Origin of the sequence: Achromobacter sp. JUb104, from assembly GCF_024806975.1 — a bacterium.
GTDB classification, from domain to species: Bacteria; Pseudomonadota; Gammaproteobacteria; order Burkholderiales; family Burkholderiaceae_B; genus Achromobacter; species Achromobacter spanius.
On the sequence record NZ_JANUEY010000002.1, the window covers coordinates 853,817 to 866,017 of the forward strand.

Genomic DNA, 12,201 nt, shown 5'->3' on the forward strand with positions numbered 1-12,201 from the left:
ATGTATCCAGAATGACGCCCGAGGCGTCCTTCACTTTAGATTTAAGGTGTCAGACTGCATTTTTATTCGCCCGCCCGATCGAACCCAAATAAATGTAGTCTGACACCTTAATTTAGTCTGACACCTTAATTTCAATTCCAATTATTTTTAAGCCAAAAATCCAGATCTGACTATACGACCGACGGCCGGTTTATATCGTATATGTCAATATTCGCTTCAACAAACAAATCTTCAAGCTTATCCGAGCCGCAATTATCTGCGAAGTCTCGTTCCTTGCGCGAAATAGGCACTGCCAGTAGCCATGCGACCAATCGACCGTCCATTTCGACAGAACGAAGCCGATCCCCCCAAAGAAATGGCGAGGCAAAGTAAATATCAGTAAGCGAACTCGATATTCCGTGCATGGACACGACATCGGGAAATATTCTCCCCGGGCCACAGAACCAATGCGAATTTATCACGCAGAAAGACAAGGTCGCTAAGACCTCATCGAACCCCGACGTATTCGACGCACACGCGCCGACCAGTTCAGCTCGGGTCCCGAACTCGACTCCATTATAAAAAAGCGGATGATCCGACAAGCCGATAGTCGCGTAGGCCGATACACCAAGTTGCGGCCGATCATCAATCCGCATAATGTAAACACTGCTAGTTTCCGCCTCGTCCCAATACGACGAAACTCCCTGCACATTCGCATCCATAGCAGAGGCGGTGTGTTTCGCAATTTTTTTATGTATACCAGTTACCACCAGCATTATTTATACTCGCTACTTAATAAGCCAATTGGACATATCTTCTCCCTTATGCCCCCTATTGGGATTTAAGGTGTCGGGATTTAAGGTGTCAGACTGCATTTTTATTCGCCCGCCCGATCGAACCCAAACAAATGTAGTCTGACACCTTAATTTGCTCCCAAAAACATGTCCCAGTCACCATATCTAAATGCATGAACGGATTTTTCGGAATCATCGTTGTCATGAAATCCAGCCACCGCAAGACCGAGCCTAAGCGACACAACAAAGCCATGCACCTCTTTAAGAGCGGAATCTTCTGAAGCAAGCCAGCTCAAAAAACCATCCGACCAATCAATTAAAAATCCATTAATCTTAGCTCCGCACTCGGGAAGAAGTGTGCACTCTCGAAACTCTTCTGAATTAGCATCAAATCTCACCACAAAGCCGGAAAAATGAAATTCAACCTCCCCCTCCCTATTAATTTCTTTTCGCTCCGGACGCCCGAACACAGAGATCACAATAGATTGTTTACTTCCGAAATCAACATTATTAATACCTTTATATGACTTTACGTCAATCACCTTACTCTCCCTTGATTATTAGGGAGCTGACCACTTATGCGAGAGTATTCCGACATTTCAGTAATAGCCTCATTATATTTAGCCCAACTTCCTGACCGCTCGGCAGCTGCCCGCCTCGAATTTAAGGTGTCAGACTACATTTTTTCAGGACTTGTCGATGGCGTTCAAGAAGGCGCTGATCGAGCGGGCGCTGGGCGCCGAGCTTGGCCACCATCTGGGGTATCCCTCGGGCGCAGAGCGCCCCGATTACGCCTAAACGCTTGACAGGCAAGACGATATCTTAATGCCAGCTCCTCACCGACGACGCGGCGATAAAGCTGCTCTGGTGCGCTGCAAATCACCGTCAAATGGGGCACCGCCACATACCATTGAACCGAAGCGATGCCCCTTTTAAAAACAACTTAAATGACAGAGCTACGCAAATTTAAGGTGTCAGACTACATTTTTTATACCTGGAGGGGTAGCTTTCGCAATCACATTCACCCATCTAAAGTTCGACTGCGATTTTGACCCGAGGGGTATACCAGATCTAATCTTCCCGTCCGAGCCCCTCCAAAAAATCAATTAGATTTTCTGTGACTTCTACAGCGTCTCTCTGAAACTCAGACACCCACCGCCCCCCCCACTCATCCGGCTTTCCGTCAATCTCCCATTCAGATAGAGCAACAGCATTTACAATTTCCATCTCAAACCAAATCTTTTCATACTTTTCCGCATCCACATTTACAGTCAATAAATCAGAATGGATGCCATAGTTCTCCGCCAATTGGACGAAATAAGAAAACCTCTTCAAATCACCAGCAGCCCACCTTGCCAATTCAATAAAATCCGATCTTTGCAATTTATTTTCCATATTTTACGGTGACAGCCAGTCCAGATTTACTAACAGCTTAAGGTGTCCCGCTTAAGGTGTCAGACTGCCTTTAAAGGACGTCCACGCGCACCGGGCGCGACCTTTCGCCCCAACAAATCTTCAATTTAAGGTGTCAGACTACCTTTAAAGGGCGTCCTAAATTAAGGTGTCAGACTGCGTTATTCCATTATTTATTCCCGCACTCAATCGAGGCCGAAATAAATGTAGTCTGACACCTTAACCGCACCCGTTCAAGGCCGAAATAAATGTATCCTAACACCTAAACTTCGCAGCGATAAAGCTGCTCTGGTGCGCTGGAAATCACCGGCAAATGAGGCAGCGCCACACACCATTGAACTGAAGCGATGTCCCTTCAAAAACAATACAAATGACAGGATTAAATTTGAGCAGAATTACTCATTAACAATGCTCGCACACTTATTAACCAATGCACCGGGCACTCCCCGGAATAGGTAGGATCAAAGTAGCACCCAAGAACCTCAACCATAAAAACTTTTAAATCTTCATCATTCATTTCAGCCGAAAGAATCGCATCTATCTCCATCGCCGCGCGAAGAAGATAATCTTTTGGCTCAGCTTTAAGAATGGCTGACAAAGCGAGCTCCTCCGTTGCAAATTCTTGGGGCCAATCCTGATGGAAATAGCAGCCTAGAAGTTGGCTCAGGGCCTCAAATTTTTTGTCTTTCATCGCGAGACAGGGAACCCTGTTAAAACGTTATAACCAAATGGCATACTGGAATTTCGTTGCAAAACAACCCGCGCAACTCAAGGTGTCAGACTGCCTTTAAAGGACGTCCACGCGCACCGGGCGCCACCTTTCGCCCCAGCAATTTCTCGAGCTCTCTCACGAAATTCTCATCTGATGTAGGAAGGCTCGTCCGACTGCCCGCTCTTATCGTCAATAGATCGGCCTCACTAACTTCAGAGTTCAAGTAGTCACGATACGCAGTCCGACGCAAAATCTCCGAGCTTCCAAGTCCCAAATAGATAGGATGAAGATCCAAAACCTTATCAGGCCATAGGCCCATTCGGCCACGGTAGCTCGACCACGGATACTCTCCCGCGTGCGCAACCATGCCCGCTCTCACCGGATTCAATTCGATATAGCGGCAACATGCAAGTAGATACTTTTCTGTCTGGACAATACTCGATTTGAACCGAGCCTCCCAAAGCGAACCCGAACCCGCGCGTTGAACATTCCACCTCCTGGTCGCCCGCCGCGCTAGTTCCTTCATCAGGCGGCTTATCGCGGTGGCATCCCGGCCTGGAGTCAAAAGCAGATGCACATGATTGCTCATCAAGCAATAGGCATGCACCTGCACGTCCAATTCCGCCTTTTTATTACATAGGTCATCGAGATACGCATCGCAGTCGTTGGGCCCATTAAACACATCTTTTCGGCTGTGGCCTCGCTGCACTACATGATGTGCACAATGAGGAATCAATACCCGCGGTAGCCTGGGTGCCATATTTCCCATCCATTAAAAAATATAGCAATTCAGCTTACATGGACTGCCAACATGGATGGCATGAAATAGGAGACGTTTTTGGCACGCAAGGACTGCAGACTTAAGAAATCGCGCACGCCCTGCCTGGCCAAGATATTAAAAATAAAAAATGCAGTCTGACACCTTAAAAAGCCCACCATATCGAGGTCTTCTACAACCGCCAGCGAATCCACCAGGGGCTAGGTTATCGAACCCCTGCTCAGGTCGAGGCCGCAGTGCCTTAACCAAACTGTCCGGGAAATCCGGGTTAGTCCAGTCTGACACCTAAAAAAAGCCCAAAAAAACCCCGACGATTTCTCGTCGGGGAGTCCCTGCACACACAACACAGCTTGCTCAGTTCGAATACACCTTGATCTGGTCGCTTTTCAGCACGTCCGGGGTCAGGCTCTTTTCAATCCAGCCCATCGACGTGTCTTCCACCCCCGGGGTGACCAGTTCCGCCGGCACGATGGTGATATCGGCCAGTACCTTGAACGGATACTTGTCGCTCTTCTTTGTCACGCCGAACAACTGCGCTTCCAGGGCTTGGCCGTCGGCGCGGTGCATTTTGACTTCGCGGCCGTAGCCTTTGAAGTTCACGTCGTGCATGGCGGCGGCCACTTGTTCCACGGTGGGCCAGGCGCCGCCGTTGTCCTTGATGGCTTTTTCGTAGCCGGCTTTCAGGCCTTGCACCGCCTGCACCATGTGGTAGACCGAATAGATCGGATACGCGCCCGTCTTGTCGTGGAACTTCTTCACGAAAGCCTGGTGCTGCGGGTCGTCCTTGGTTTCCGGGTGCAGGAAGTAGTGGTCGCCGCGCGCGCCGACGTAGACGCCTTCGGGCAAGGCGTTGCCCAGGCGTTCGAGCGAGCTTTCTGCCAGGGACAGTACGAAGGTGGAGTTCTTGAACAGGTTGCGTTGCGAGGCCTGGCGCACGAAGTTGTCCAGGTCGCCGCCCCACGAGGTGGACACGATGACGTCGGGGCGCAGGGCTTGCAGGCGGCTGATTTCGGTGGAGAAGTCGGCGGCGCCGAACTTGGGGAACATCTCGGCCACGACCTTCACGTCGGGCTTGAACTTCTTCAGGGCGGCCAGGAAGATGTCACGCGAATCGCGGCCCCAGGCGTAGTCCTGGTTGACGATGGCGATGGTCTTGAAGTCGGGCTTGACCTTCATCAGGTACAGCACCTGGGCGACCATTTCGGTGGTGGCGTTGGCTTGGGTACGGACCACGTACTTGTACTTCTTGCCTTCCAGGGCTTTTTCCGTGCCGCAGTCCCACATCACGTTCAGCACTTTCAGGTCTTCGGCGACGGGGGCCACGATGTTGCAGTGGCCGCTGGAAATGGCGGACAGCATCACGCGGGTGCCGCCTTCGGCCAGGCGGCGATATTCGGACAGCAGTTTCTCACCGCCGCCGCCTTCGTCGATGTAGCTGGGCACGAGCTTCACGCCGTCGATGCCGCCTGCCGCGTTGATGTCCTGGATGAGGATTTCGGCCGCGTCGCGGGCGGGTACGCCGAACACCGAGGCCGAGCCCGACAGAAAGGTCGAGATGCCGATGTTCAGTTCCTTGGGCTTGTCGGCGGCGCCGGCCAGGGCCACGAAGCCGGTCAGCAATGTGGCGCCTAACAGGGCGGCGAGTCTTGAGGTTTTCATGGTGTTGTCTCCAGTGTTGTAGTCGGGTCTATGCCCTTAGAAAACGATGGCGTCGCGCAGGCTGCCGCCGGTGGCGAGGTGATCGAACCCCTCGTTGATCTGGTCCAGCGAAAACGATTTGCCCATCATCCGGTCCACCGGCAACTGGCCGGCCTTGTACAGGTCGATGTAGCGGCTGATGTCGATGGCGGGCACGCCCGACCCCAGGTAGCTGCCGCGTATGTCGCGCTCTTCGCCCACCATCTGCGAGAGCGACAGCGGGAAGCTGAACTTGGGGTTGGGCAGGCCCGACGTCACGGTGGCGCCGCCGCGCCGGGTCAGCTTGTAGGCGGTCTCGAACGCGGGCACGGCGCCGGCCATGTCAAAGCCGTAGTCCACACGGCCACCGGCCAGGTCGAAGAGATCGTCGTCTGTCTTGACCTGCTTGGGGTTGACCACGTGGGTGGCACCCAGCTCTTTGGCCAGGGCGAGTTTTTCGTCGCTGAGATCGACGGCAACGACGCGGCGCGCGCCGGCCGCCACAGCGGCCAGCAAGGCCGACAAGCCCACGCCGCCCAGCCCCACGATGGCGGCCGTGTCGCCGGCCTTGATGCGCGCCCGGTTCAGCACCGCGCCCGCGCCGGTCAGCACGGCGCAGCCGAACAGCGCGGCCTCGCGGTGGCTCAGTTCAACGTTGACCTTCACGCAGGAACGACGCGACACCACGGCGTATTCCGCGAAGCAGGACACGCCCGTGTGATGGTTCAAATATTCGTCGCCGATGTGCAGGCGGCGGTCGCCGCCCAGCAAGGTGCCTTGCGTGTTGGCGGCGGCGCCGGGTTCGCACAGCGCGGGGCGGCCTTCCATGCAGGGGTTGCAGCAGCCGCAACTGGGCACGAACACCATGGCCACGTGATCGCCGGGTTTCAGGTCAGTAACGCCGGGGCCGGTCTCGACCACTTCACCCGACGACTCATGCCCCAACACGATCGGCACGCCACGCGGACGGTCGCCGTTGATGACCGACAAATCCGAATGGCAGAGGCCGGCCGCCTTGATGCGCACCAGCACTTCGCCCGTGCCGGGTGGGTCCAACTCGACCTCGGTGATGGCCAAAGGCCGGGTCTGGGCGTAAGGACCTTGCACCCCTACGTTACGCAACAACGCCGCTTTGATTTTCATGCGCTGACATCCAAGTAGAAGCAACACGGCCGGCGCGTGCCGGCCGGATCCAAACGCTTACACCGTGCGTCCACCGTCCACGGGGAACTCCACACCGGTGATGAATTCCGCCGCGTCGCTCGCCAGGAACAAGGCGGCCGCCGCCACGTCCGAGGGTTGGCAGAAGCGGCCCAGCGGAATGGTGGACACGAACTTGGCGCGGTTCTCGGGCGTGTCGGGCAAGCCCATGAACAGCTCGAACATGCCGGTAATGCCCATCACCGGGCAGATGGCGTTGACGCGGATGCCGTCGGGGCCCAGTTCCACGGCCATGGATTTGGACAGCACGTTGACCGCGCCCTTGGACGCGTTGTACCAACTTAGGCCGGGGCGCGGGCGGATGCCGGCAGTCGACCCGACGTTAAGAATCACGCCGCGCTTTTGCTTGCGCATCACGGGCACCACGGCCTGCGCCATGTGATAGATGGACTTCACGTTGATCTCGAACATGCGGTCGAACATGGCCTCGTCCACGTCCAGCATCGGCTGGTTCTTGTGGGTAATGGCGGCGTTGTTGACCACGATGTCTACCGACCCGAATTGCTCCAGACACACGCGCACCACGTTGTCGATGTCGGCGCGGCTGGACACGTCGGCCTTCACGGCCAGCGCGGCCGCGCCCACTTCGCCGGCCACGCGGTCGGCGGCTTCCTTGTTGATGTCGGCAATGACGACCTTGGCGCCTTCCTTCGCGTACAGCTTGACGATGCCTTCCCCGAAACCGCTGCCCCCACCCGTAACGATGGCGACCTTACCCTGCAACTGACTCATGACTGGACTCCGTAGATGGCGTGGCGATCATTCGCCGTAGAACTGGATCAACGTTTTCGTGGTGCTCATTTCTTCCAGGGCGATGAAGCCCTTCTCGCGCCCGTGGCCGCTTTTCTTGACGCCGCCAAACGGCAGTTCCACGCCGCCGCCCGCGCCAAAGCCGTTGATGTAGACCTGGCCGCACTTGATGCCGCGCGCCACGCGCTGCTGGCGTCCGCCGTTCTCGGTCCAGACCGCGCCCAGCAGGCCGTAGTCAGTCGCGTTCGCCAGCCGGATGGCGTCGGCTTCGGTGTCAAAGGGCAGCGCCACCAGCACCGGCCCGAAGATTTCTTCGGTCAGCAAGGTGCTGTCATGCGAGGGCGCGGAGAACAGCGTGGGCGTCACGAAGTAGCCGCCCGCAGGCACGCCGTCGGCAATGCCGCCTTCGGCCGCCACGGTCAGGCCGTCGGCCAGGCCCTTGGCGATGTAGCGGTTCACGCGCTCGAACTGCGCCTTGTTGACGACGGGGCCGCAGGTCAGGTCCATGTCGGGCGTGCCGGCGCGCACCTTGGAAAACTCTTCGGCCAGCGCCTTCATGAAGTCGGCGTAGACGCCGCGCTGCACCAGCAGGCGGCTACCCGCCGTGCAGGTCTGGCCCGTGTTGTGGACGATGCCCTTCACGATGGCGGGAATGGCCAGCTTGTAATTGGCGTCATCGAACACGATGTGCGCCGACTTGCCGCCCAGCTCCAGCACGCACTTGACGGCGTTGACGGCGGCGGCCTGCTGGATCAGCACGCCTACTTCGTTCGACCCGGTGAAGGTGATGAAGTTGATGTCGGCATGGCGCGACAGGCTGGCGCCCGCCTCTTCGCCCAAGCCTGTCACGATGTTCAGCGCACCGGCCGGAAAGCCCACTTCCAGGGCCAATTCGGCGACGCGAATGATGGACAGGCAGGCGTCTTCGGCCGGCTTGACCACGCTGGCGTTGCCCATGGCCAGTGCCGGGGCGACGCTGCGGCCAAACATCTGCGCGGGATAGTTCCACGGAATGATGTGGGCGGTCACGCCCAGCGGTTCGCGGATCAACTGAACCGAATAGTCCTTCTGGAAAGGAATGGTCTGGCCATGGACTTTGTCGGCCGCGCCGCCGTAGAACTCGAAGTAGCGCGCCAGCACGGTGATGTCGCCGCGCGCGGTGGACATGGGCTTGCCGGTGTCGCGCGATTCCAGTTGCGCCAGTTCTTCGTGGTGCGCCAATACCGATTCACCCAGGCGCAGCATCAGGCGGCCACGTTCCAGCGCCGTCATGCGGCCCCAGTCACCCTCCAGCGCGGCGCGCGCCGCCTGCACGGCGGCATCGACATCGGCCTGCTGGCCGCGCGGAATGGTGGTGAACACCTCGCCATCCACGGGTGACACCACATCGATGGTGCGTCCGTCGTGGGCATCGACCTGGCGGCCGTTGATAATCATCTGCGTCATGCAATGTCTCCGGTAGTCAATTCAAGGTGATAGAGCCGCGCTCAATCGTCCAGATCTGGTCAGGGATGCCGCCCAGCAGCTTCACGTTGGATTCGGTGATGACCACGCACAACTCCGGCTGCAATTCCTTCAGGCGTTCCAGCGCTTCGGTGTAGTCGCGGGCCAGCTTGGGGGCCAGGCCCTGGAAGGGTTCGTCCAGCATCAGCAAGCGGGTGCCGACCATGATGGCGCGCGCCAGCGCGACCATCTTTCCCTGGCCGCCCGACAAGGCCGAGCCCGAGCGGCCCAGCATGGGTTCCAGCTGCGGCACCACCTTCAGCACGGTCTGGATGCGGGCCGCGATGTCTGTCTTGGACTGGCCTTGCACCTCGCAGGGCAGGTTCAGGTTTTCCTGCACGGTCATGGTCGGGAAGATCACGCGGTCTTCCGGCGCGTAGCCCACTTTCAGCGCGGCGCGCTTGTGGCCAGGCATGGCACTTAGGTCGGCGCCGTCAAACATGATCTTGCCGGACTTGATCTTGGTCAGGCCCATGATGGTGCGCAGCAGCGTGGTCTTGCCCGCGCCGTTGCGGCCGACGATGCCGATGGTCTTGGACGCGTCGAAGCTGGCGCTGACGTCGCGCAGGATGCGGTTGCCTGCCAGGTCTACGTTGATGTCGGATAGGTTCAACATGGTTCAGGCCCCCAGCACTTCGCTTTTGATCTGCGGGTTGTTCAGCACTTCGTCCGGCGTGCCGTCGGCCGCCACCTTGCCCGAGATCCAGGCCGCCACGCGCGTGGCGTAGCGCGACACGATGTCCACGTCATGCTCGACAAACCAACTGGTCACGCGGCGTTCGTCCAACGCATGCATCACGGTTTCCATCAAGGCGAATTTGTCCTCAGAGGCCACGCCGCTGGTGGGCTCGTCCATGATCAGCAGCTTGGGGCGCAAGGCCAGCGCCATCGCCACATCCAGCAGCTTGCGCTTGCCTTCGGGCAGTTCAATCGACGCTTCGTCGGCTTCGGGCAAGAGGCCCACCAAGTCCAGCGTGGCGTCCACTTCCTTCTCGTCGATGGTGCTTTCCAACGAGCGAAACCAGCTCAGTTCCTTGTTGCGGCGCGCGGCGGCAATCTGCACGCACTGGCGCACGGTGTGCTCGGTAAACAACTGCGGCAATTGGAACGAACGGCCCAGCCCCAGGCGCACGATCTTGCGCGGGGCCATCGCCGTAACGTCGCGCCCGTCGAAATACACCTTGCCTTTGGAGGGCGCCAGGTAGCCGGTGCAGATGTTGATGAAGGTGGTCTTGCCCGCGCCGTTCTGGCCGATGACGGCCAGGCGCTCGCCTTCATGCAATTCAAAGTTGATGTTGTCGGCCGCGATCACGCCGCCGAAGGACAGATGCAGGTCAGTGGTTTGAATAAGGGGTTTCATCATCAGTTCCTGGCCGCCGCTTGCGTCGCGGCTTGAATACGCGCCTGCGAGGTGGCGTTGGCGCGGGCCCGGGCTTCGTCGCGCTTTTGCCTGGCGATGCGCTGCATGATCTGGCCGACAAAGCCGGTGGGGAACATGAAGATCACCAGGATCAGCGTCAGGCCCAGCAAGAACTGCCACAGGCCGGGGAAGTACGCGGCCGACACCAGCTTCACGGTTTCAAAGCCCACTGCGCCCAGGAAGGCTCCGGCGGCATGCCCTGCCCCACCCAGAATCGTGATGAACACGAATTCGCCCGACCGCAGCCACGATCCGATTTCCGGCGTGACCAGGCCCTGCATCAACGCCAGGATCGCGCCTGAAAACCCCACCACGACAGCGGACAGCAGGTAGCCCTTCCACATGATGAAGTAGGCGGAAAACCCCAAATATTCAATGCGCGTTTCGTTCGTCTTGATGGCCGCCAGCGCCTGGCCGCTGCCCGACCGGAAGTAGCGCTGCACCCACCAGGCCAGCACCAACGACAAGACCAGCGTCAGCACCAGCAAGGCACGTTCGAACGATTCGCGCTCCATCAGCACACCGGCAATGGCGGGCCGCACGATGCGCATGCCGTCCGAGCCGCCCGTCAGGGTGTAGAGCTTGCCCAGCAGCGCGAACAGCACCATGCTCAGCGCCAGGTTCAACATGCCGAAGAAGATGCCGCGATAGCGCACCACGAACAGGCCGACCACCACGGCGGCCAGGAAGCTGGCCACGACACCGGCCAGTATCAGCACCAGCGCATCGGTGCCCGGCATGGCGCGCGCCAGGAAGGCCACGGTGTAGGCCGAGATGCAGGAATACATGGCGTGGCCGAACGAGATCTGGCCGGCGCGGGCCATCACCGACACGCCCAGTGCGGCAATGGCGTAGGTCAGGCCGATGACGATCGGCGTGATGGTCCACGAATAGGTATAGCCAAGGAAGAGCGTGGCCAGCGCGGCCACGAGGCTGAGTACGACGACTTTCATCAGATCCTCCGGGCTTGGGCGACGGTGAACAAGCCATGCGGCCGGATGATCAGCACCAGCACCATGATGATGTACGGCACCGCCACTTCCAGTTCGGGCGCGGCGTAGACGGCAATGGAACGCATGATGCCGATCAGCAATGCGGCGATCAGCGCGCCGGTAATCTGCCCCAGGCCCGCCGTGGCCACCACGGCGAACGACAGCACCGTCATGTCGGTACCGGCGCCAGGCACCAGCGACGTGGTGGGCGCGGCCATCGCGCCGCCCAGGGCACCCAGGATGGTGGCGATCACGAAGGTGACGTAGCCGATCTTCTTGGCGTTGATGCCCAGCGACGTGGCCACTTCACGGTTGTGCGTGGTGGCCACCGTCTGCTTGCCCAGCTTGGTGTGGCGCAGGAAGAACTCCAGGCACACGTAGGCCAGCACGGCGGTTACCGGCACTACCACCAGTTGGTAGGTGGTGTAGGTGATGTCGCCGATTTCAATATTGCCCAGGCGGTTGACGACTTCGCTGGCGCTGTAGGGCTGCGCGCCCCACAGCAGGCGCTGTATGTCTTCCAGCATCAGGAAGCCGCCGAAGGTGATCAGCAGTTTCAGGATGGGGTCGTAGTTTTGCGCGCGGCGGATCAGCACGAATTCCATGATGCTGCCCAAAGCCAGGCCCACCGCGATGGCGGCCACGAACAAGGCGGCGAACAGCAGGAAGGGGGAGTCGGTCTTGGGCGCCAGGAACATGACAAGGCTGGCCGCGGCGTAGCCACCGAAGGCGTAGAAGGCGCCATGGGCAACATTCAAGATGCCCATCACGCCGAACACCAGGGTTAGTCCCATCGACACCAGGAACAGCAGACTGGCGTACGCCACGCCATCCACCAAGGCGAGAGGCAGTAGATCCAAGGTCAAGCGTCTTCTCCCAATCCGCTAAGCACCTGCCGCGCGGGCGATGCGTTGCCTTGGCAACGTGCGTCCCCTGCACGGTGGTACGGGCATGTAGCCCGG

13 protein-coding genes are annotated in these 12,201 nt (G+C 58.7%); all 13 read right to left on the reverse strand.

The features are described 5' to 3' along the window. Positions 1 to 170: 170 nt before the first annotated feature. Entirely contained in the window at positions 171 to 755 is a 585-nt protein-coding gene (locus M2361_RS15790; protein WP_259250463.1) for a suppressor of fused domain protein, read from the reverse strand. 146 nt (positions 756 to 901) lie between these two features. Further along, positions 902 to 1,315 (reverse strand): hypothetical protein, encoded by a 414-nt coding sequence (locus tag M2361_RS15795; protein ID WP_259250465.1) that lies wholly within the window; start codon positions 1,313 to 1,315, stop codon positions 902 to 904. Between the two features lie 529 nt (positions 1,316 to 1,844). Further along, entirely contained in the window at positions 1,845 to 2,156 is a 312-nt protein-coding gene (locus tag M2361_RS15800; protein WP_259250466.1) for a hypothetical protein, read from the reverse strand. Positions 2,157 to 2,565: 409 nt separating this feature from the next. Beyond that, entirely contained in the window at positions 2,566 to 2,877 is a 312-nt protein-coding gene (locus M2361_RS15805; protein ID WP_259250468.1) for a contact-dependent growth inhibition system immunity protein, read from the reverse strand. An 85-nt stretch (positions 2,878 to 2,962) separates the two neighbouring features. Next, complete coding sequence (locus tag M2361_RS29075; protein ID WP_404976382.1) at positions 2,963 to 3,667, reverse strand: REP-associated tyrosine transposase; 705 nt, start codon at positions 3,665 to 3,667, stop codon at positions 2,963 to 2,965. A 363-nt stretch (positions 3,668 to 4,030) separates the two neighbouring features. Then, the gene (locus M2361_RS15810) at positions 4,031 to 5,335 is read right to left on the reverse strand and encodes an ABC transporter substrate-binding protein (RefSeq protein ID WP_259250470.1); all 1,305 of its coding nucleotides are present in this window, start codon (positions 5,333 to 5,335) and stop codon (positions 4,031 to 4,033) included. 36 nt (positions 5,336 to 5,371) lie between these two features. Then, on the reverse strand, positions 5,372 to 6,496 hold the full coding sequence (locus M2361_RS15815) for a zinc-dependent alcohol dehydrogenase family protein (RefSeq protein ID WP_100854354.1): 1,125 nt from the start codon (positions 6,494 to 6,496) through the stop codon (positions 5,372 to 5,374). A gap of 57 nt (positions 6,497 to 6,553) precedes the next feature. Beyond that, positions 6,554 to 7,306 carry a glucose 1-dehydrogenase gene (locus M2361_RS15820; protein WP_100854353.1) on the reverse strand — a complete coding sequence of 251 codons (753 nt, stop codon included), beginning with the start codon at positions 7,304 to 7,306 and terminating at the stop codon, positions 6,554 to 6,556. Positions 7,307 to 7,333: 27 nt separating this feature from the next. After that, positions 7,334 to 8,770: an aldehyde dehydrogenase family protein gene (locus M2361_RS15825; protein ID WP_259250472.1), complete on the reverse strand. Its 1,437-nt coding sequence runs from the start codon at positions 8,768 to 8,770 to the stop codon at positions 7,334 to 7,336. 16 nt (positions 8,771 to 8,786) lie between these two features. Beyond that, entirely contained in the window at positions 8,787 to 9,443 is a 657-nt protein-coding gene (locus tag M2361_RS15830) for an ABC transporter ATP-binding protein (protein WP_259250473.1), read from the reverse strand. Positions 9,444 to 9,446: 3 nt separating this feature from the next. Further along, the gene (locus M2361_RS15835; protein WP_259250475.1) at positions 9,447 to 10,187 is read right to left on the reverse strand and encodes an ABC transporter ATP-binding protein; all 741 of its coding nucleotides are present in this window, start codon (positions 10,185 to 10,187) and stop codon (positions 9,447 to 9,449) included. Positions 10,188 to 10,189: 2 nt separating this feature from the next. Then, a complete protein-coding gene (locus tag M2361_RS15840; protein ID WP_100854349.1) occupies positions 10,190 to 11,200 on the reverse strand; it encodes a branched-chain amino acid ABC transporter permease in 1,011 nt (336 codons plus the stop codon). Continuing rightward, on the reverse strand, positions 11,200 to 12,105 hold the full coding sequence (locus M2361_RS15845) for a branched-chain amino acid ABC transporter permease (protein WP_100854348.1): 906 nt from the start codon (positions 12,103 to 12,105) through the stop codon (positions 11,200 to 11,202). Before M2361_RS15845 ends, M2361_RS15840 begins: the two co-directional genes overlap by 1 nt. Positions 12,106 to 12,201 lie beyond the last annotated feature (96 nt).